At 34.0% G+C, this 21,951-nt stretch carries 14 protein-coding genes; 10 read left to right on the top strand and 4 right to left on the bottom strand.

Translation table 11 applies throughout. The features are described 5' to 3' along the window. The first annotated feature begins 48 nt into the window (after positions 1–48). The 4 genes from ACNQF9_RS07465 (at position 49) to ACNQF9_RS07480 (ending at position 4,451) form a co-directional block, all read left to right on the top strand. Positions 49–1,512, top strand: a complete 1,464-nt coding sequence (locus tag ACNQF9_RS07465; RefSeq protein WP_417960422.1) for an AAA family ATPase — start codon at positions 49–51, stop codon at positions 1,510–1,512. A 171-nt stretch (positions 1,513–1,683) separates the two neighbouring features. Then, positions 1,684–2,277 carry a 2OG-Fe(II) oxygenase gene (locus ACNQF9_RS07470; RefSeq protein WP_417960154.1) on the top strand — a complete coding sequence of 198 codons (594 nt, stop codon included), beginning with the start codon at positions 1,684–1,686 and terminating at the stop codon, positions 2,275–2,277. A gap of 272 nt (positions 2,278–2,549) precedes the next feature. Beyond that, positions 2,550–3,449 carry an MBL fold metallo-hydrolase gene (locus tag ACNQF9_RS07475; RefSeq protein WP_417960153.1) on the top strand — a complete coding sequence of 300 codons (900 nt, stop codon included), beginning with the start codon at positions 2,550–2,552 and terminating at the stop codon, positions 3,447–3,449. 147 nt (positions 3,450–3,596) lie between these two features. Continuing rightward, positions 3,597–4,451, top strand: a complete 855-nt coding sequence (locus tag ACNQF9_RS07480; RefSeq protein ID WP_417989954.1) for an EamA family transporter — start codon at positions 3,597–3,599, stop codon at positions 4,449–4,451. A gap of 94 nt (positions 4,452–4,545) precedes the next feature. On the opposite strand, the gene ACNQF9_RS07485 is transcribed toward ACNQF9_RS07480, so the two are convergent. Beyond that, positions 4,546–5,688: a saccharopine dehydrogenase family protein gene (locus ACNQF9_RS07485; RefSeq protein ID WP_417960151.1), complete on the bottom strand. Its 1,143-nt coding sequence runs from the start codon at positions 5,686–5,688 to the stop codon at positions 4,546–4,548. A 1,031-nt stretch (positions 5,689–6,719) separates the two neighbouring features. Here ACNQF9_RS07485 and ACNQF9_RS07490 point away from each other — a divergent pair. The 4 genes from ACNQF9_RS07490 (at position 6,720) to ACNQF9_RS07505 (ending at position 11,641) form a co-directional block, all read left to right on the top strand. Further along, positions 6,720–9,533, top strand: a complete 2,814-nt coding sequence (locus ACNQF9_RS07490) for a TonB-dependent receptor (RefSeq protein WP_417989955.1) — start codon at positions 6,720–6,722, stop codon at positions 9,531–9,533. A 65-nt stretch (positions 9,534–9,598) separates the two neighbouring features. After that, a complete protein-coding gene (locus ACNQF9_RS07495) occupies positions 9,599–9,877 on the top strand; it encodes a hypothetical protein (protein ID WP_417989956.1) in 279 nt (92 codons plus the stop codon). 57 nt (positions 9,878–9,934) lie between these two features. Continuing rightward, positions 9,935–10,345 (top strand): metallophosphoesterase, encoded by a 411-nt coding sequence (locus tag ACNQF9_RS07500; protein WP_417989957.1) that lies wholly within the window; start codon positions 9,935–9,937, stop codon positions 10,343–10,345. Between the two features lie 240 nt (positions 10,346–10,585). Continuing rightward, entirely contained in the window at positions 10,586–11,641 is a 1,056-nt protein-coding gene (locus ACNQF9_RS07505) for a phytase (RefSeq protein WP_417989958.1), read from the top strand. Positions 11,642–11,943: 302 nt separating this feature from the next. On the opposite strand, the gene ACNQF9_RS07510 is transcribed toward ACNQF9_RS07505, so the two are convergent. From ACNQF9_RS07510 to ACNQF9_RS07520, 3 genes are all read right to left on the bottom strand, one after another. Then, positions 11,944–13,554: a glycoside hydrolase family 3 protein gene (locus ACNQF9_RS07510; RefSeq protein ID WP_417989959.1), complete on the bottom strand. Its 1,611-nt coding sequence runs from the start codon at positions 13,552–13,554 to the stop codon at positions 11,944–11,946. Positions 13,555–13,672: 118 nt separating this feature from the next. Continuing rightward, positions 13,673–14,941, bottom strand: coding sequence for an MFS transporter (locus tag ACNQF9_RS07515; RefSeq protein WP_417960146.1), 1,269 nt, complete (start codon positions 14,939–14,941; stop codon positions 13,673–13,675). A gap of 30 nt (positions 14,942–14,971) precedes the next feature. Then, the gene (locus ACNQF9_RS07520; RefSeq protein ID WP_417960145.1) at positions 14,972–16,504 is read right to left on the bottom strand and encodes a glycoside hydrolase family 10-like protein; all 1,533 of its coding nucleotides are present in this window, start codon (positions 16,502–16,504) and stop codon (positions 14,972–14,974) included. 268 nt (positions 16,505–16,772) lie between these two features. Here ACNQF9_RS07520 and ACNQF9_RS07525 point away from each other — a divergent pair, with 268 nt between their 5' ends. Beyond that, positions 16,773–19,688 carry an FAD-binding and (Fe-S)-binding domain-containing protein gene (locus ACNQF9_RS07525; protein ID WP_417960420.1) on the top strand — a complete coding sequence of 972 codons (2,916 nt, stop codon included), beginning with the start codon at positions 16,773–16,775 and terminating at the stop codon, positions 19,686–19,688. A 274-nt stretch (positions 19,689–19,962) separates the two neighbouring features. After that, on the top strand, positions 19,963–21,882 hold the full coding sequence (locus ACNQF9_RS07530) for an amino acid permease (RefSeq protein ID WP_417989960.1): 1,920 nt from the start codon (positions 19,963–19,965) through the stop codon (positions 21,880–21,882). Positions 21,883–21,951: the final 69 nt, after the last annotated feature.

Raw genomic sequence — 21,951 nt, forward strand, 5'->3', positions numbered from 1 at the left:
GTCAAGAACAAATGGAAAAGTAATAACATGAACACTTTCAAAAATAATATGAAAATAGAAAATATAAATACACTCGGAGAATTAAAAAAATCAGGTTACGAAAGCAAAAGCATCAAAGAGGAGTTGCGTTTCAACTTAAGAGAAAAAATAAAATCTGGAAAACCGACTTTTGAAGGCGTTCATGGTTTTGAAAATACTGTAATTCCAGAATTGGAAAGAGCCATTTTATCGCGACATAATATTAATTTATTAGGACTTCGAGGTCAAGCGAAAACACGATTGGCTCGTAAAATGATTGAATTACTAGACGAATACATTCCGTTTGTGACAGGGTCAGAAATTAATGATGATCCTTTGCAGCCTATTTCTCGTTTTGCTAAAGACATAATAGAAGCCAAAGGAGATGAAACTCCTATCTCATGGTTGCACCGAAGCGATCGTTTTTTTGAGAAATTAGCTACTCCAGATGTAACTGTTGCAGATTTAATTGGGGATGTGGATCCGATAAAAGCCGCTAATTTAAAATTGTCCTATGCAGATGACCGTGTGATCCATTTTGGTATGATTCCGCGAGCAAACCGCTGTATTTTTGTCATTAATGAATTGCCCGATTTACAGGCAAGAATCCAAGTAGCATTGTTTAATATTCTACAAGAAGGTGATATTCAAATTCGGGGTTTTAAGTTGCGTATGCCACTCGATATGCAGTTTGTTTTTACGGCAAACCCGGAGGATTATACGAATCGTGGAAGTATTGTGACACCCTTAAAGGATAGAATTGGTTCTCAAATCTTGACGCATTATCCTGAAAGTATTAAAATTGCAAGAACCATTACTGAACAAGAAGCAAAACTGGATGCAACGCAAAATGAGATGGTTTATGTGCCTTCATTAGCTAGGGATTTGTTAGAACAAATTAGTTTTGAAGCAAGGGAAAGTGAATACATTGATAATAAAAGTGGCGTAAGTGCTCGATTAAGTATTACGGCTTTAGAAAATCTATTAAGTACTGCCGAAAGAAGAGCATTGAAATCTGGAAGTGAAAAAACTACGTTACGTCTGTCTGATTTTATGGGAATTATTCCTGCTATTACGGGAAAAGTAGAGTTGGTTTACGAAGGAGAGCAGGAGGGAGCTGCAGCAGTAGCGCAGCATTTATTGGGCGATGCGATTCATACTTTTTTCCCAGCTTATTTTCCAAAAATTGAAAAACTAGAGAAAGAAGGCGTCAAAAACGCCTATACGGATATTATTGAATGGTTTTTTGCCGAAAGCGGTTTTGAATTATTAGATGATTGTTCTGATGAAGACTACGAAAGAATCTTGGGAAGTATTGTACCGCTTGAAATTTTGATCAAAAAATACCAGCCCCAATTGGAAAATGAAGATAAGTTTTTTATGAAAGAATTTATTCTTTGGGGATTAGTAGAATACAAAAAACTGAGTAAAGATCGCTTTTCAGAAGGCTATCAGTTCAAGGATATTTATGGAAGTTTTATCAGTAAATTATAACTAATAAAAAAGGGTTTGGATTCATTTCTAAACCCTTTTTTTATTATCTCTTATTGCAATATAAAAACAAATTAGTAATAAATAATTTTATTTATTACATAATGAGTCCCTAACGGGTTTTATTAGTCTACCTTGTCCCAATGGCAGTAAATACAGTCAATTAAAACAAATATGGAAAATAGTTTCGAGGCCTTGATTGCTACTTATATTGAGAATAAAGTAGGGATATCCGAAGATTTTTTGAGTACCCATTTAGCCAATAATCTAAAGCAAAACTTACTTGCTTTGAATCAGAAAAGCCTATTGATGGAAGCAGGAATTGGGAATTCAGAAAAGGTTTCTTATGATGGTGCGATACGAAGCGATTCCATTTATTGGCTTGACAAAAAACACAATAACGCATTCGAAAATGAATTCTTTACTCAAATAGAAGCCTTTATTGTTTATTTAAATCAAAGCTGTTATGCAGGAATAACGGGCTATGAGTTTCATTATTCGTTGTATGAAGCAGGGGATTTTTATCTGAAGCATTTGGATCAATTTAAGAATAATCCCAGTCGAAAATATTCGATGATTAGTTACTTAAATAGTAATTGGCAAGAAAGTGACGGTGGCGAATTGCTGATACATCAAGCTGACAACAATCAAAAAATTGCTCCTACTCAGGGTAAAACAGTTTTTTTTAAAAGTGATGAATTGGTTCATGAAGTTTTAGTGACCCAAAATACTAGAATGAGCATTACTGGATGGCTTAAGAGTGATTAAAATTCTATTTAAAAACGAAATAAAGTAAGTATATTTTTAAGTACTTGTTTATCGGAGGTATATTTCAAACACTCAGAACTCAGTTTTAAATAATTTATTAGATGGTAGTATTTTTTACCAAACGTACATTTTCTAACTTATAATTATTAAAAGTCAATGGAAGATTTATACAGTTTATAAAATTCGTCTGACTTCTGAAAAATTCTATACGGAGTGAAGACGAATTTAAATTAAATATAAACGATCTTGTAAGATCATAAATAAAACTAGTTATGTATAAAATTCATACTATTGATTTACACTTTCAATCTGAAAAACACTCCATAGGCGCTTTTTTAATTGAAACCGAAAAAGGTCCGATACTTATCGAAACCGGACCAGAATCTACTTGGGAATATCTTGAAAAAGGGATTCAGAAAATAGGATACCAGATTATAGATATTCAACATGTATTTCTGACCCACATCCATTTTGATCATGCGGGAGCTGCATGGAAGTTTGCACGAAATGGAGCTAAAATATACGTACATCCAATTGGAATTCCGCATCTGGCCAATCCCGAGAAATTATGGAATTCAGCCAAGATGATATACACAGATGCGATGGAGCTTCTTTGGGGAAAGATGGAATCCATACCTGAACAACAATTGATCGGGGTAACTGATGGAGATAGTGTAGACTTTGGAGATGTACGAATAAGAGTATGGTATACTCCGGGACATGCCGTACATCATAATGCCTACCAAATTGGTGACGCGATATTTACAGGGGATGTGGCTGGTGTAAAAATAGGAGAGGGTCCAGTAGTACCACCTTGTCCGCCACCTGATATTAATATTGAATTATGGAAAGAATCCCTAAAAAAACTTAAAGATTTAAAGCCAAAAGCCTTGTATTTAACTCATTTTGATTTACAAACAAATCCCGATGAATTATTGTCAGAACTAGAATTAGTTCTCGATGAATGGGCAAATTTCATAAAACCATTTTATGATAATCAAACTCCACCTGAAATAATAGTACCACAATTTATAGAATACACTAGAAAACAGTTTGTGAATAAAGGATTAAAGGCGGAAGAGATCCAAACTTATGAGTTTGCTAATCCAAGCTGGATATCCGTAAATGGTTTATTGCGCTATTGGAAACTAAAAGAACAAGGAAGGATTTAAGATTTTATAATTTTTGACTGTTTTTATTTTCGTTTGTCACCGCTTAAACCTTATTAATACTTTTTTTTGAATTGATGCTTTCTTTAACTTTATAAAAGAGTAATAGAAAAGAAAATAAATGGTAATTTTGAAGGCTAAAAATTCATTATGTTATTTCTGGTTTTAAGTGTTATTTGCAGTGTTACCGTAGGAGCGTTATTTAAAGTGGCTCGCGGATACGCAATTAGCGCTATTCAAATCGTTGCTTGGAATTATGTATTTGCTTTAATTCTTTGTTATTTGTCCTTTAGTCCAGCTCTTAATAATATAGGAAATTCGGCACCATGGAGCATTTATGTCTCGATCGGAATCTTGTTACCGACTGTTTTTCTTTTTTTGGCAGCTTCGATAAAACAAGTAGGTATCGTTAAAACAGATGCAGCACAAAGACTTTCTTTGTTTATCCCCATTATGGCTACTTGGCTGCTCTTCAAGGAAGATTTCAATATATTAAAAATCACTGCACTTTTGGTAGGATTTCCTGCATTGTTGCTTATTCTTGCTAAGCCTTCCCAAAACACGAATAATAAGTGGATTTATCCAGCAGTAGTTTTGCTAGGATTTGGAATTATAGACATTCTTTTTAAACAAATTGCATTGTATACAACTCTGCCCTATACAACATCATTAGTTATAGTTTTTGCAATAGCTCTGCTTATTATGATTGGTGCTGTCGTTTATGAGGTGATTGTGATTAAAATACCGTTTAATTTAAAGAATATTATTTTTGGAGGTTTAGTGGGTATTTTTAATTTTGGAAATATTCTTTTCTATTTAAAAGCACATAAAGTCTTCGCAGAAAATCCTTCAACAGTTTTTGCTGGGATGAATATGGGAGTCATTATAATAGGTAGCCTTGTTGGCATCTTTGTTTTTAAAGAAAAACTAACCAAAATGAATTTTACAGGTCTTTTTTTGGCTCTGATAGCAATTATTTTAATCGTGATCTCACAGATCATTTAATAAACTAAAATGTTACAACCTCATTAAAGAAGTCCATTAATTACTAAATTTTGTAGAAAATTTGCCGTCATATTATACGTAATTGTGGTTTGTTTTATAATTGTCCGTAAACACGTATTATATAATTTCCATTCAAAAATTGTATTGGATCGATTTGGCTTTGCAGGACAACTCCGTGATGAGGGTTTTCTAGTAATAATTGGGCTGCTTGAGCCAAGGGCGCTGCCGTGGTTGTTTGAATGGCTCTCAATTGATGTTTCCCTACTTTTTGAGGATGTATAAGTTTAGCCATTTCTCGTCTGCGCAAAATTCCAGATGCGTCCATACCTTCTACTGCTGCATACAAAACGATTTGATCATCTTCAACATGAGGCACTAATGCTTCCATTTTTTCTTGCAATCCTTTAATTGCGTCTGGAGCATTTTCTAAATCAATAAGTTGTTCCTGTATCCAACCATAATGTCCTGGATGACGTAAGGTCTTATAATCGAGCGAGCGTACTTTTTCTGATAATGCATCTGGTAAATCAGCAGCACCTCCAGAGGTAAGGTCTTCCTCATAAGTGATTCCATCAATAATAATAGTTGCTCTTTCGGATAATGCTGGTAGGTTAGTTTTTTTAAAATCCCGAAGTACAACAGTATCTTTTATGTACTCAGTAGCAACACCCACCGGACTCCATGTAAAACCATAATAATGAGGGGCAACTGCATGATTGGTTAGAGCTCCAACTTTAAACTCTAGTTTGTCTGTTTTATCTACTTCATAATCCTTACAAAACTGTTGAAAAAGCCCATTGGCAAGTAAATCAATATAACCGGGAGCTAAACCAGTTTGAAGTAGAAAACCAGTTTGAGCATCTTTTGCTAAAGCTATTATTTCTTCAGTTTCTGCAACATATTCTGTGAGGTTAGCATAATGTAACTTATAATCCTTTGCAAACTGGGCGATTCTCGTTGCTTGACTACCCGGTAGGCAGTCTAAAATAATATCTCCTTGAAGTAAGATTCTTTTCATATCATCTGTTAAGCCCTTTTCAGCAAGATGAAAGTCCTGAACAAATTCGGATTTTGTTGTTCCTTCTTGAATCCACTGTGCTACTTTTTTTGCTTTTGAATGGGTTCTGTCACCAATAAAAAGAGTAGGTGTTACTTCGCTCCATTCCATCAATAACAAACCAACAGCTTCTGCAATTCCTCCTGCTCCTGCAATAATTATAGTGTGATGCTTTTTCATATCTTAAAGATACTATTTTTTATTGGTTAAGCATTTAGAGCTCTAAGTTAAAAGAGGTTTGATCTTCTGATTAAATGTATTAGTTCAGATAATTGCATCCAAGGGGCTAATATCAGTAGTCAATTTTAGCGCTACTTGGATGTTTTTTTTAATATCAACCAGTAAATATTTAATATAGTAGATAATTTGATATTATTAATTTTCTATTTTTAAAATCAAATTATTTTATATTTAAGATAGTTTATTTGGTATACCTGCTAGTTTTTTATAACAGAAGGTACCAATACTAGTTAACGTATTAGGTTTTCTAAATTGCTTTTTAATAAGCTAAACGAAACAGGCTTTAATAATAGTACATCTGATTGGGATAATTAATCTAAATCATTTTATAATTTTCAAAAATAGCACATAGTTCGTCGTCTTAAACCATTTCAATTTCAAAGACTGACCGTTGTGCATTACACAACTACTGACGAGATATTTTATATGTTTTTTTCTTTTCTATTTATATTCTATATAATTTACGCCTTTGTTAATAGGAACCAAATAAGTATAATACCTTCAATTTTCAATACTATCCAATCGACACGATATTGTAAATCAATTGTCAATTGTTTTTTTATAGTTCGGCTCCTAGTTATAATTATTGGTCAATAAACAAAATATAAAAGGTTTATATATTTCGTTACTACAGAAGTTTTTGTTTAACAGACAGTTTTTTATGTAAAATCTAATACATATTCTATTATTATAACTATAATTAGATGTATTAATTGTAGTTAATAGAAGTTTAAATTGTCTTTTTTAGTACTATATATATTTATTACATCACTAAAATTAAGGATTGCAAAATTATTTTCTTAAAATTTGCTTAATTTATACTTTTGGATCTTAATTTTTTGTGTAATAAAGACCCAAAAGTTAATTAACTATTTTTGTACTTCCGTGATCAATAGCCTAATCAACAGTTAACCTCTTCTTAATACATCTGCGTTTACATTAGCAATATTGTAAATAACACGATATATATTATGAAAAAATTATTTTTATTATTTTTAATTTTTAGTATTAGTGAATCTATATTTGCCCAGAAAAGCAATATAGTTTCCGGTAAGATAACCGATGCCATTGGCAATATTTCGTTGCCTTTCGCATCAATAAAATTATTGAATACAGCAAATCGCAATACACTTTCTAATCAAATTGGTGATTATGAATTTTTAAATGTTCCTGCGGGTACTTATCAAATAGAAGTTTTTTATATTGGCTATAAAACTGTAAGCCAGCAAGTTGTAGTGGAAGATGGTAGACATACTGTAATCAATCTGGTTATGTCTAGCGGTTCTGAAAATCTAGATGAGGTTATTGTAAAAGGAGACCGAATTAGAAGTCAAGCGAGAGCTTTGAACCAACAGAAAAACAACAGTAACATTACTAATATTATTTCATCAGATCAGGTGGGGCGTTTTCCGGATGCCAATATAGGCGATGCTCTAAAACGGGTTCCTGGAATTACAATGCAAAATGATCAAGGGGAAGCCAGAAATATTATTGTAAGGGGATTGGCTCCATCTTTAAATTCGGTCACTATTAATGGGGATCGAATTCCGTCTGCCGAAGGAGACAATAGAAATGTACAGATGGATTTAATTCCATCGGATATGATTGCTACTATTGAGGTTAATAAAACACTGACTTCAGATATGGATGCCGATGCTATTGGGGGTTCTGTAAATTTAATTACTCGTGCCTCACCAAACGGAGAGCGAATTTCGGCAACTATGGCGGGTGGTTTTAGTCCAATTAGAGAACAAGCAAATTATACTGCAGGACTAGTTTATGGAAATCGGTATTTAGACAATAAATTAGGAATGGTCGTTAGTGGCTCTTATAATAATAATAATTACGGTTCGGATAATGTCGAAGCTGTTTGGGTAAAAGATGCTTTTAACAATGTGTATGTTGAGGAATCTGACATTAGAATTTACAATGTTCAGCGCATTCGAAGAAGTGGAGCGATTGCTTTAGATTATAAATTTAACGAAAATAATAGAATTTTTGCCAATGCAATTTACAATTGGAGAGACGATAGAGAAACACGTTTTAGAACACGTTATGACGATATTGAAGCAATTTATGATAATGAAACTATAACGGGTTTTACCGGAAGAGTTCGAAGACAGACAAAAGGCGGAATAGACAATAATCGCAATAAAAGCACCCGATTAGAAGATCAGCGGGTACAGAATTATTCACTAAAAGGAGAGCATCTTTTGAGCTCTAAACTGGATTTGGATTGGTCTGTTAATTACGCAACTGCAAGTGAGTTTCGCCCTAATGAACGCTATCTTGAATTTGAACAAGAAGGTTTGGCTTTTACACAGGATTTAAGCAACAATAGACTGCCTTTGATTAGCACTAGCGGAGAAAATTTAAATCAATTTGCGCAGACAGCACTTTCCGAAAATAGAGATCGTACTGATGAAAGTGAATTGGGTGCAAAACTAAACCTTCGATTTCCATTTTCAGTGTTTAAAGATCAAAAAGGACGGATTAGAACGGGTCTCCGTGTGCGATTAAAGGATAAAGAAAGGAATAATATATTTTATTCATATACTCCTCTTACTTCTTTTAATCTGGCAGATATTCCGACTACTTTTTTTAGAGGAAATGGATTTAATCCCGGAAGCCAGTACGTTTCGGGTACGCAAGCATCTGCATCTTATCTTGGTAATCTAAATTTAAATAACACCGCTTTATATGAACAAGAAGTGGACCCTTCTGAATTTTTAGCTGTAAATTATACTGCCAAGGAAAATATTTACGCAGGATATGTAAGATGGGATCAGGAATTTAACGACAAGCTTTCTATGATTGTAGGTGCTCGTATCGAAACAACCCATATTGATTACACTGGAAACAGAGTTCTAGATGAATCAGAATTGGAAGGTCAAATTAATAATACAAATACCTATACGAATGTCCTTCCAAGTATTGCTTTTAAATATGATGCAACAGATGATCTGATTTTAAGAGCTGCATTTACAACTGCTCTGGCACGTCCTAATTATTATGCATTAGCTCCCTATGTCAATAATATAGCTGCAGATGCTGAGATACAAGCCGGAAATCCAGAATTAGACGCTACTTTTTCTCATAACTTTGATTTTATGGCTGAAAATTATTTTGAATCTGTTGGCTTGGTATCTGCTGGAGTTTTTTATAAAAACCTTAATAAGTTTATTTACACCTATAGTGACAATCAATACACAACCGCCGATTTTGCTAATGATTTCCCTACACAATCCAATCCTGTACCTATGGGAGAAAACTGGAATTTTATTCAATCCAGGAATGGGGATAATGTTTCTGTTTACGGATTTGAATTTGCCTTTCAAAGGCAATTAGACTTTTTACCCGGTAAATTTTTAAAAGGATTTGGAGTGTATGCTAACTATACTTTTACTCAGTCAGATGCCAAAGGAATTTCAGATGCTGATGGAAATGAAAGGACTAATGTAAGTTTGCCGGGTACTGCTCCACATATGATTAATGGGTCTTTATTCTGGGAAAACAGTAAATTTTCGGCCAGGGCTTCGGCTAATTTTGCTGCAGATTATTTAGATGAATTGGGTGCTTCTGAATTTCAGGACAGTTATTATGACAAACAGTTTTTTCTGGATATGAATGTTTCCTATAAATTAACAAAAAGCCTTCGCATATTTGCAGAAGCTAATAATATAACGAACCAACCTTTACGCTATTATCAAGGAACTTCAAACAGAACTAAACAGTTGGAATTTTATCAGGCTAGGTATAATGTGGGAGTCAAATTTGATCTTTAAAATTTTAATATTTGTAGCGTAGAAATGGAAAAACGTCATGGTTACGCTACTATTTATCATTTGTCATGAAAAAAAACGCAATACTATTTTTATTTCTTTTGCTTCACTTTCATTTGTTTGCACAAGATTATTTATCCGAGGAAAAATCAGGTTATAAAGGAGGATTTATTCCGGGATTAGAACTACAAGACGGAAGTCTTAACTTTATTGTTGTTGGTGATTTTGGAAGAAACGGATACTATTATCAAAAAGAAGTAGCCAATCAAATGGGGAAAGCGGCAATGACTTTAGGTTCTAAATTTACGCTAACAATGGGGGATAATTTTTATCCTAATGGGGTGTAAAGTACGCAAGACAGTCAATGGAATTCGTCTTTCGAAAATATATACACTAATCATAGTTTGTATGAAAACTGGTATATAACTTTGGGGAATCACGATTATAGAGGCAACATACAAGCTCAAATTGATTATTCAAAAGTGAGTCGCAGGTGGAATTTACCAGCTAATTATTATTCCAAAAAAATAGCAATGGAAAACGGAAATAAATTGTTATTGGTAGTAATAGATACTAATCCGTTTATTGATGGCTATTATAAAAAAGATTCGGATATGTATGAAAATATAATCGCTCAGGACACTACGGCACAACGAAAATGGTTGACTGAAACATTAAATACAACAGATGAATCAATCAAGTGGAAAATAGTAGTGGGGCATCATCCTTTATATTCAGGAGGAAAACGAAAAGAGAGTCCAGACACTAAATCCTTTGAAAAAAAGTTGCCAAGTTTTTTGACAAGCATAAGGTAGATGCTTATTTATGCGGACACGAACATGACTTTCAAGTAATTAAACCTAAAGGACGATACACAACTCAATTTCTTACGGGATCGGGTTGTGAAGTGCGACCTACAGGAAAACGCGAGGGTACCTTATTTGCCGCTGCGGAACCCGGATTTATGGCTTTTTCCGTTACCGATAAAAAACTTATAATGCAGGCCCTTAATGAAAAAGGAATTCTGATTTTTAAAACAGAAATTAATAAATAAGATGAAGAAAATAATACTTGTTCTTCTAAGTTTTAGCCTTTTGGCTTCTTGTAAAAACAAATTAGCAGAAATAAAAAAAAATGCGCTCAAGCCTACAGTAATAACAGAAATGACACCTCACGATACTGATGATCCAGCAATCTGGATTCATCCTGACGATCCCTCAAAAAGTTTGATTCTGGGAACAGATAAAGACAGTAACGGAGCGCTTTATGTATATGATTTGAAAGGGAAAATAATAAACAAAACGGCAACATTAAAACGGCCCAATAATGTGGATGTTGCTTATGGACTACAATTAGGTACTAAAAAAGTTGATATAGCTGTGGTTACAGAGCGAGAAACCAATAAAATCAGAGTTTATTCACTTCCGGATTTAAAACCAATTGATAATGGAGGTATTCCTGCCTTTGAAGGAGAAACAGAGCGTGATCCTATGGGAATTGCTTTGTATACCAGAGCAAGTGATCATGCTATTTATGCTATTGTAGGTAGAAAATCAGGACCTACAACTGACTATCTATGGCAATATGAATTGATAGGTTCGGAAAATGGAATTGTGACAGCCAAATTGGTTCGGAAGTTTGGGAGCTTTAGCGGAAAAAAAGAGATAGAAGCGATCGCTGTAGACAATGAATTAGGGTATGTGTATTATAGTGATGAACAATTTGGAATCAAAAAATATCTTGCAGATCCAGACGCTATGAATAACAAAGAACTGGCTGTTTTTGGTAAAAATGATTTTAAATCAGATAATGAGGGAATTGCCATTTATAAAAAAACAGACTCTACAGGATATATTTTAGTTTCAAACCAGCAAAACAATACTTTTATGGTTTATCCAAGATCTGGCACTAAAGAAAATTCTAATGTTTATCCATTATTAGCAGAGATCCCAACAGCTACTGTTGAATCTGATGGATCAGATGTAACACAGGTTAACCTTGGTTCTAATTTCCCTAAGGGAATGTTTGTTGCAATGAGTAACGGAATGACTTTTCATCTTTATGACTGGAATCTTATTCAGGATTTAATTGATTCAAAAGTTAAAAAATAATTTTTATTTATTTATGAGGTTGTTCGAAAAGGTATTTTCGAACAGCCTTTTTTATGCCGAATCCCAATAAAATATTATAAAACAAAAAGTGAGGAAAGACTTTTTACTACCTTTATTAAAAGTATAGAAAACTCAATTATTGCCCTTTTTGATAAAATAAATGTTGTAAAGAGTAATCAAGTAAACAACAATATCATCAGGAATTGTTATTTTTGCTTCAAATAAGTTCAGCAAATGGATCACTATTCAATGCATCATAGAAAGTCTTTTAGTATGAATCTTATATAATTGTAAGGTGATGATTATAAAAAAGAAACAATTACAGGAAGAATTCCTTTGCATTTAGTATTTTCTAAAAGGTTTTCTGCGGCGATTTCTTGAAATTCAGTAGTGTCTTGATACATTTGAATAATTCCTAAAGCATACGTGAGATTTGGAATAATTTGAAGGACGTAAGGATTTCCAAAAACATATAAAATGCATTTTTTTGACGTTAACAACTTACCTAAAAATTGAAGAACTCCATCTTTAATATCAAAATTATTTAAAGGTTTTGCTTTTGGAACAAATAAAGAAATGACCAAAGTATCAAATCGATTTAGGTTTTTTTCTAATTCATTTAGAACCGTAGATCCTCCAGTTTCATAATAAAATTCAGGAGAAGGTAAAGCTATAGTCAAGTTTTTGAAAAATGGATTGTTGGTATTTTTATAGATACTCATTTTGGCAAGATCTTCTCTATTTTTAGCATCAAAAACAGTCACAGTATTATGGTTGTCTTTTATTTTTGTCATGCAGTTTTGAGCAATATTTTGATTTAAAATCGAACAAGCTTCAAAATTAAATGTACTTTCAGAAAGATTTGGTAAACTCAGTTTCCCATCAACAATTCCTACTTTTTTCTTGCATTTCAAAATGCGTTGGAAACTGGCTTCAATTCGTTCCGGTGTCGCATTTTTTAGAATTTCCTGAATTCCCTCGGGGACATTTTCAGCAAAACACAATACATCATTTCCGGCGTTGAAAGCTTCCCATTCCAGTTGTCCTTTTTTGGGGTATAATTTTGAAACACTGTGCATGTTCAACGCATCCGAAATCACTAAACCATCATACCCTAATTCCTTGCGCAAAAGGGTTTCAATTATAGATTTGGACAACGTTGCCGAAGTGTTCTTTCCTTCATTCAAAGCAGGGACAGCTAAATGCCCAATCATAATCGAATCGACATTATTCTCGATACCTTTTATAAAAGGGTACAATTCATTGGTTAATAATTCTTCCAATGTTTCTTCTAAAATGGGTAAACCTAAATGGGAATCTACATTGGTGTTACCATGTCCGGGAAAATGTTTAAGGCAACCTAAAATTCCCACATCATTCATCCCTCTTAAATATTCAAGGGCAAATAAAGTCACTTTTTCTTTATTTTGTCCAAAGGAGCGATACCCAATTACAGGGTTATTCGGGTTATTATTGATGTCTGCTAAAGGTGCTAGGTTATAATGAATTCCCACTGATTTTAAGTCTAAACCAATTTGTTTTCCCACTTCATAAACCAAATGTTTTTCACTTTCGGGTAAAGCTCCAAGTGTAATGGCATAAGGATATTGTGGTGTTTTTTCAACACGCATAGCCAATCCCCATTCTGCGTCAATGCTCATTAATAAGGGAGTAGTAGCACAGTTTTGATACCTTATCACAAGTTCCTTTAGACGCTGAACACTAGTATCGTTAGGAACTACTTTATTTTTATTTTCATAATTCGTTGCGGCACTGGCTCTGCTATGAAAAAAAGTTAATCCACCTACGTTGTACTCTCTAATTAATCGTTCCGTTGCTTGTATGTTCTCTTCGGTATCATTAATGAAAACAGCAGGGAAGAAAATTTGCCCTATTTTTTGTTCTAATGTCATTTTGAAATAGTTTTAACAATAATTTTTAGCCTTACATCAAATGGAAGTTCACATTAGACGCTTAGAAATACTAGCTTGAATGGACTTAGGTTTCTTGCAGAGTTGAAGTTTATATCATTTATACTTGTTCCACTTTCTTACCAAAATCAGCTGGAAAGATTAAAAATCTGGAAAGTATTAATCCTGGTATCGTAGCTAAAAACACCCAAATAAAGAAATTTCCATATCCCAGATATTCCTGAATGTAGCCACTAAGCATTCCAGGAAGCATCATTCCTAAAGCCATAAATCCTGTTGCGATGGAGTAGTGGGACGTTTTAGATGCACCATCAGCCACATAAATTAAATACATCATAAAGGCAGCGAACCCAAATCCATAACCAAATTGTTCTGCAATTACTGTAAGATAAATATAAAAAACAGAACTAGGATGAAAATGAGAAAGAAAAATAAATCCTATTATCGGCAAGTGCATTGCTAAAATCATGGGTAGCATCCATTTGCCAAGTCCTCCTTTTGAAATCGCTATTCCACCTAGAATTCCACCAATTACCAGTGCTGCTACTCCAAATGTCCCATAAATGATGCCTACTTCCTCAGTCGTTAATCCCATGCCACCTTTGGTTGTGTCGTCTATTAAAAAAGGGGTTAACATTTTTAATAATTGAGATTCTCCTAATCTAAAAAGCAGTATGAAAGCCAATACAATTCCAATTTGTTTCTTTTGGAAAAAGGTTTTAAAAACAACGCCGAAACTCTGTTTGTTTTCTGTTTCGGTTGTAACTTTAGTGTTCTCTGTTTTTGGAGTGGTAAAAAAGTTATATACGGTTAGAAAAGCCATTATTAGGGCAACAATTATCATTGTGTAGGACCAAGCTTTGCTTTTATCTCCATATTTATGCTCTAGAAATCCCCCTAGGATTACGATTAAGCCGTTGGCAGTAAGCATAGAAAGTCGGTAAAAAGTACTTCGAATTCCTAAGAAAAAAGATTGTTGTTCTTTTTCTAAAGCCAATAAATAAAAACCATCGCTTGCCACATCATTTGAGGCAGACGCAAATGCCGCTACCCAAAAAATTGCTAGGCTTAATACAAAAAAATTACTCATAGGAATGGTTAATCCGACAATCAAAAAGGCTATAGCAATTACCAATTGCATCGTAAGAAACCATTTTCTTTTAGTAGCATATAAATCTATAAAGGGACTCCATAATGGTTTAATAACCCAAGGCAAGTATAATAAACTAGTATATACACCGATATCTTCATTATCAATTCCTAAACTTTTGTACATAATCACCGATACAGATATTATGATAGCGTAGGGAAAACCTGAAGCAAAATTTAAGAGTGGAATCCAAAACCAAGGGCTGTTGTCTTTTCTCATTTAAAAAGGAATAATAATATTCAATTGAATTTATAATGTAAAGTTTACTAGAGTTGCTTCACTTTCATTACCATAAAAATCAATGAATGTAATGGCACAGCTGGTATTTTTGTCTAATTTGTAAGTTGGTATTACGACTTCAATAGTATTATTATTTTCTTTAAACGCAACTTTATCAATAATTTGACTAGGATTAGTAATATCAATTTTCGAATTGAATTTAGCGCCATAAACCATTACATAACGCACTTTACTGTACAACGGATAAGTAACATTAAAACTGGAGGACACTGGATTTATCAAAACATTATTTGCTGTGGGAACAATCGCCATTTTTTTAATAAAATTAGGAACAACAAACGGCAGTGCGGGGTATTTGTATTGATTGTTTTCCAATAATCGAGTCACGCTCTGATTTTTATTCAAAAAGGATTTGGCACTAAAAAAAGCATTTCCTTGAATGTTTTTATAGGATCTTGTAATGTCTATTTGATTTGGAATCTCATTAGGATTATTCCATCTTTTGTCGGAATCGGCATTAATTTTATAGGTTCCATTTCCAATATAAACAGCAGTGTTTTTGGAGTTTTCAGACCACCAACGCAATAATTTTGAATACGAAGCCTTAGGATGATCCATACTCCAGTACAATTGTGGAACTAGGTAATCGATCCATTTGTTTTCCATCCACGCCAAAGGATCCGCAAACAAATCATCATAATTAGTTTGTCCGGCTTCCGTTTCGGAACCTCTTGGGTCTACTGATTTATTACGCCATACTCCAAACGGGCTGATACCAAACTGTACCCAAGGTTTGATGTTTTTAATCGAAATTGAAACACATTTCACAAAATCATTTACATTAGAGCGTCTCCAGTCAGCTAAACTCAATCCATTCCCGTATTTTTTGAAAGCATCAGTGTCATCAAATAATTCTCCTTTTATTCGATACGGGTAAAAATAATCGTCAAAATGGATTGCATCAATATCATAATTACTAACCACTTCTTCCACAACAGCAGTTAAGTGATTTTGAACTTCTGGCAATGCCGGATTGTAATAATATTTACCGCCGTATTTAATCATCCAGTCCGGATGTTTGAAAAAATCATGTTGTGGGCTTAAAAGCGAAGTGTTATAGTCCATCGTGGCTCTGTAGGGATTCATCCAAGCATGAAATTCAAAGCCTCTGGCATGGGTTTCAGCAATCATCCAAGCTAAGGTGTCAAAATAAGGTTTTGGTGCTTGGCCTTCTTTCCCAGTCAAAAAACGAGACCAAGGTGCAAATTCGGAAGGATAAAATGCATCCCCAACACTTCGAATCTGAACGATGACCGCATTGTAATTTAATTTCTTATAGGTGTCTAAAATCTCAATGTAATCTGCCTTTTGTTTGGCAACATTATCTGTACTGGTTTTTGGCCAGTCAATATTGACTACGGTAGCAATCCAAACGGCTCTAAATTCATTTTTAGGATTCGTAGCTAATGCTTGTGCGTTTCCATTCCAAACAGAAAGTAAAAAGATGGATAAAAGCAAAAAGGTGCGCTTGAAATTTTTCATTAAAGTCTTGTTTATAAAGTATTCAAAAATAGTTTTTTTAGTGAAATTTACCAGATAAATTGGTTTTAAAATTTAACTTATTTTATCAACACAATTTCTTTGCCATATTTTTCTAAATCAGTATTAAGTAGTATTTGATCGGATTTTAAATTTGATTAAAAACTATTTGATTTTTCTTATTTGATTTTTCATTTTTTGACAGTCTATAATATTTATATTTGTCAAAAATGCTATAGCATCAGTTTTTTAAAATATAATGTCTTTGATCATGCCAACTTCCCTTTCATTACTGCAGTTATCTCAATCATTAGAAGGAACACTTTTTTATGACGAGCTGCACAAGACCCTTTATGCTACGGATGCTTCAGCATACAGAATTATGCCTGTTGCAGTAGCCATTCCAAAATCAGAGGAAGATATTGTAAAAATCATTTGTTTTGCATCCAAAAACAAGATTTCGGTTACACCTAGAACTGCCGGTACTTCCTTGGCAGGTCAAACTGTGGGTAGCGGAATTATTATAGATGTTTCGAAACATTTTACTAAAATTGGCGCCTTTAATTCTATAAAAAAAACGGTTACCGTCCAGCCGGGAGTGATTCGAGACGAATTGAATTTGTACTTAAAACCGCATGGATTATTTTTTGGACCCAATACTTCAACCTCGAACCGTTGTATGATAGGTGGAATGGTAGGTAATAATTCGTCTGGAACAACGTCGATACGCTATGGGGTTACTCGGGATAAAATAGTAGAGATAAAAGCTATTTTGAGTGATGGAAGTTTTGCTACCTTCAAAGAAATGACTTCGGTAGAATTCATTGAAAAAACAAAAGGGAACACACTGGAAAGTTCGATTTACAAAACTATATTTGAGGAGCTTTCGAATACAGACAATCAAAAAGAAATTATAAAAGAATTTCCAAAACCAGAAATTCACCGAAGAAATACCGGTTATGCTATCGATTTGTTATTAAAGTCGGAACTTTTTGGAGGTACAGAAAAAACGATAAATGTAGCAAAACTCCTTTGTGGAAGTGAAGGAACCTTGGCCTTTACTACAGAAATTACGTTGAAAGTGGATGATGTACCACCCACGAATAATATTATGGTAGTAGCTCATTTTCACACCATTCAGGAAAGTTTAGAAGCAGTAGTGACTGCAATGAAACATCATTTGTATACCTGCGAAATGATGGATGATACGATTTTGAATTGTACCAAAACCAACCGAGAGCAAGCTAAAAATAGATTTTTTATTCAAGGAGAGCCAAAAGCAGTTATTATGCTTGAAGTGGCATCACATCACAGTATGGAAGATGCTGAATTGCAAGCCAATGCTTTAATAGCAGATCTTGAGCAGCACAACTTTGGGTATGCTTTGCCTAAAATTTATGGTGCTGATATTGATAAAATAAATGAATTGCGCAAAGCAGGTCTGGGACTATTAGGAAGTATTGTAGGAGATAATAAAGCGGCTGATTCGATAGAAGATACTGCAGTCGAATTGAGTGATTTACCAAATTATATTGCTGAGTTTTCCGCAATGATGCTACGTCACGGTCAGAGCGCCATTTATTATGCACATGCCGGAGCGGGAGAAATTCACTTACGCCCTGTTCTAAATCTAAAAACAAAAGAAGGATTGCATCAATTTAGAAACATCGCAACCGAAGTAGCAATTTTGGTAAAAAAATACAGAGGTTCATTGAGTGGGGAACATGGTGACGGAATAGTACGTGGAGAATTTTTGCCGTTTATGATAGGAGATAAAAATTATGAATTATTAAAACGCATCAAAAATGCTTTTGATCCCAATACAGTGATGAATGTTGGGAAAATTGTAAATGCCTACAAAATGGATGAGAACCTTCGGGTAGAAGCGGGTCGGGTAGAACCGGATATAAAAACGATTCAGGATTTCTCAGATAGTATGGGAATTTTGCGTGCAGCAGAGAAATGCAATGGATCCGGTGATTGCAGGAAACTCCCCTCTGCTGGTGGAACATTATGTCCCAGTTATCGGGCAACACGAAATGAAAAGGACACCACTCGTGCCAGAGCTAATGCGTTGCGCGAATATTTGACACATTCAGAGAAAGTGAATAAATTTGATCACGAAGAATTGTATAAAGTATTTGAATTGTGTGTGAGTTGTAAAGCGTGTGCCAGTGAATGTCCCAGTAATGTAGATGTTGCGGCTTTAAAATCGGAGTTTTTATACCAATACCAAAAAGCAAATGGATTTACGTTGCGCAATAAAATATTTGCCTTCAATGCAAAACTCAATAATTTAGGAAGCATTTTTCCTAGGTTTACTAATTTTATGGTGAATTTTCCTTTAGTTAAAAAAAGTATGGGAATAGCCTCTCAGAGGCAGGTGCCTCTCTTGGCTCCAAAGACGTTTAGAAAATGGTATGAAGAAAATTGGAATCAAGCACCGAGTGATTCTTTTGTAAACGGAAAAGTATGTTTGTTTTGTGATGAATTTACTAATTTTTATGATGTTTCAGTAGGGATAGATGCGTATGAATTATTGACTGAATTGGGTTACGAAGTGATTTTGGTGGATCATGAAGAAAGTGGAAGAGCTTTTATTTCAAAGGGTTTTCTGGAGGAGGCAAAAGCAATTGCGAATATAAACGTTGCTGTTTTTGCAGATTATATTACTGCTGATTGTCCATTGATAGGAATCGAGCCGTCGGCAATATTAACTTTTAGAGACGAATACATTCGATTAGCCGACGACAAAGAAAGTGCCGAAAAATTAGCTCCAAATGTTTTTACAATCGAAGAATTTTTCAAAAAAGAGATTGCATCTGGTAAAATTCATTCGGAACAATTTTCTGATGAAGAAAAAACAATAAAAATTCACGGCCATTGCCACCAAAAGTCTTTAAGTACTATTGAAGCGACGTTTGCAATGCTAAATATACCTAAAAACAATTCGGTTACTATTTATAATTCAGGATGCTGCGGTATGGCAGGATCTTTTGGTTATGAAAAAGAGCATTTTGAAATCAGCATGCAAATGGGCGAAGATACTTTGTTTCCTAAAATTAGAGCAACTGATACTAAAGTGACTATTGCTGCTGCAGGAACCAGTTGCCGTCATCAAATTTTTGATGGGACAAGCAGAAAGGCCTTACATCCGGTTACTATTCTAAGAAGTTGTGTGAAATGATTTTCTAGTTTGATATGATTTTTGAACCCTATAATACTTCACGTCCGTTTCAAGTGTTTTTCTTTTATTAGAGTAATTATGTATAATTTGACTTTGTAAAGTAATAAAAAAAATCATTTTATCTTTTTTAAAAAATAATAAAAATAAATTGTTAGAGAAACTCTATTAATTCAATTTGTTTTATACTTTTGAATTTTGAAGATAATTTACATTATCCTCAGCATAAAGACATACAATTTACAATATATTAACTTTTAATGATAAAATTTATTTTATGGCATCTTCAAGTTTATTTAGAAAGAAAACAGTACAAGATATTTTAAAACAGGTTGAAAAAAGAAATGCAGACGGACATAATGCATTAGGAAAACACTTAACGGCTCGTGATTTGACTGCTTTTGGAATTGCAGCTATTGTAGGGGCGGGGATTTTTAGTACTATTGGAAAAGCGAGTTCTGATGGAGGTCCTGCTGTTATCTTTTTATTCTTGTTTACGGCTATTGCCTGTAGTTTTGCTGCTTTTGCTTATGCTGAATTTGCTTCAATGGTTCCTGTCTCCGGAAGTGCCTATACGTATTCGTATGTTGCTTTTGGTGAAATTATAGCCTGGATTATTGGTTGGGCGTTAATCATGGAATATTCCGTAGGTAATATAACGGTTGCCATATCGTGGAGTGATTATTTTACAGGATTACTTGAAAGCGGTGGTCTTGAATTGCCGCAATGGGTTCAAATGGATTTTTTATCTGCTTCCAGAGGATTTGATGATGCTACAGCATTGATGCAAGGCGGAAAAGAATATGTAAACTTAAGTCCTGCTTTACAAGATGCTTATACGGCCTGGACGACTTCACCTGTTGTGGGTTCGTTTCATTTTGTAGCAGATCTTCCGGCTTTATTGATAATCGTTTTGATTACAGCACTGATTTACCGCGGAATGAAAGAGTCTCGTAATGCCAGTAACATCATGGTTGTGGTTAAATTATGTATTGTTCTATTGGTTATTGCTGTTGGAGTCTTTTATGTAGATACAGCAAATTGGGATCCTTTTGCTCCAAATGGAGTTACGGGTGTTTTAAAAGGTGTTTCAGCCGTTTTCTTTGCTTATATTGGCTTTGATGCAATTTCAACTACCGCTGAAGAGTGTAAAGATCCACAACGTGATTTGCCAAGAGGAATGATGTGGGCTATTATAATATGTACGGTTTTGTACATCGCCATAGCATTGGTATTAACTGGAATGGTTCGTTATGACCAATTGAATGTAGGCGATCCGCTAGCATTTGTTTTTGACAAACTAGATTTAAAATGGATGTCAGGAATTATTGCAGTAAGTGCGGTTGTGGCTATGGCTAGTGTTTTATTGGTGTTTCAAATGGGACAACCTCGTATTTGGATGAGTATGAGTCGGGATGGTTTGTTGCCAAAACGTTTCTCAAGAGTGCATCCCAAATATAAAACACCGTCGTATGCAACAATTGTTACCGGTTTTGTGGTAGCAGTTCCCGCTTTATTTTTGAATTTAATATTGGTTACCGATTTGTGTAGTATTGGGACTTTATTTGCTTTTGTATTGGTTTGTGCAGGTGTTTTGGTTTTGCAAAACAGAACGGATATTCCTCGTGGAAAATTTAAAACACCCTATGTAAACTCTAAATTTATTTTACCATTTTTAATTGCTATAGGATTAGTGTTTGCTTTTGGTTTTAATAAAAAAGCGACTATGGATTTCATAACTAATGAAACCCAAATTAACAGTTCAGCAGCTATCATTACCTCATTGAATAAAGAAGAAACTCAAAAAGTATATGATTATTTAGTAAGTATTGATGCTAAAAACAGTACTGATGAAACACCTGATTTAGAACTTTTGTTAAGTCAATATGAAGTAGATGATGCAAAATATTCTACTGTTATAGCGGGTTTACCAATAGCAGATGGAGTTAAATATGAAACGGGTTTTAGTTTATTCAAACACAAAATTCCAATGTGGATTTTCTTAATCGTTTTAGCTGGATTATCAGTTTGGTCTTTTAAATCAAATTTGTCCTTGATACCATTGTTGGGTTTGATATGTTGTTTGTATATGATGGCAGAATTGAGCGTTTGGAACTGGATTTATTTTGGAATCTGGCTTTTGATTGGATTGATTATTTATTTTGGCTTTAGCCGAAAAAATAGCAAGTTGAATTAAAGTTCTAAGAATCTTTTTATACCGGAATATAGGACTAATTACTAAGCAACTAACGAAAAGTAATATTAA

It is taken from the genome of Flavobacterium amylolyticum (genome assembly GCF_048284335.1).
Taxonomy (GTDB): domain Bacteria; phylum Bacteroidota; class Bacteroidia; order Flavobacteriales; family Flavobacteriaceae; genus Flavobacterium.

What these genes read in the sequence shown, in the direction of transcription:
- ACNQF9_RS07465 (WP_417960422.1), top strand. Translation starts at nt 49, where the DNA reads ATGAAAATAGAAAATATAAATACACTCGGAGAATTAAAAAAATCAGGT.
- ACNQF9_RS07470 (WP_417960154.1), top strand. Translation starts at nt 1,684, where the DNA reads ATGGAAAATAGTTTCGAGGCCTTGATTGCTACTTATATTGAGAATAAA.
- ACNQF9_RS07475 (WP_417960153.1), top strand. Translation starts at nt 2,550, where the DNA reads ATGTATAAAATTCATACTATTGATTTACACTTTCAATCTGAAAAACAC.
- ACNQF9_RS07480 (WP_417989954.1), top strand. Translation starts at nt 3,597, where the DNA reads ATGTTATTTCTGGTTTTAAGTGTTATTTGCAGTGTTACCGTAGGAGCG.
- ACNQF9_RS07485 (WP_417960151.1), bottom strand. Translation starts at nt 5,688, where the DNA reads ATGAAAAAGCATCACACTATAATTATTGCAGGAGCAGGAGGAATTGCA.
- ACNQF9_RS07490 (WP_417989955.1), top strand. Translation starts at nt 6,720, where the DNA reads ATGAAAAAATTATTTTTATTATTTTTAATTTTTAGTATTAGTGAATCT.
- ACNQF9_RS07495 (WP_417989956.1), top strand. Translation starts at nt 9,599, where the DNA reads ATGAAAAAAAACGCAATACTATTTTTATTTCTTTTGCTTCACTTTCAT.
- ACNQF9_RS07505 (WP_417989958.1), top strand. Translation starts at nt 10,586, where the DNA reads ATGAAGAAAATAATACTTGTTCTTCTAAGTTTTAGCCTTTTGGCTTCT.
- ACNQF9_RS07510 (WP_417989959.1), bottom strand. Translation starts at nt 13,554, where the DNA reads ATGACATTAGAACAAAAAATAGGGCAAATTTTCTTCCCTGCTGTTTTC.
- ACNQF9_RS07515 (WP_417960146.1), bottom strand. Translation starts at nt 14,941, where the DNA reads ATGAGAAAAGACAACAGCCCTTGGTTTTGGATTCCACTCTTAAATTTT.
- ACNQF9_RS07520 (WP_417960145.1), bottom strand. Translation starts at nt 16,504, where the DNA reads ATGAAAAATTTCAAGCGCACCTTTTTGCTTTTATCCATCTTTTTACTT.
- ACNQF9_RS07525 (WP_417960420.1), top strand. Translation starts at nt 16,773, where the DNA reads ATGCCAACTTCCCTTTCATTACTGCAGTTATCTCAATCATTAGAAGGA.
- ACNQF9_RS07530 (WP_417989960.1), top strand. Translation starts at nt 19,963, where the DNA reads ATGGCATCTTCAAGTTTATTTAGAAAGAAAACAGTACAAGATATTTTA.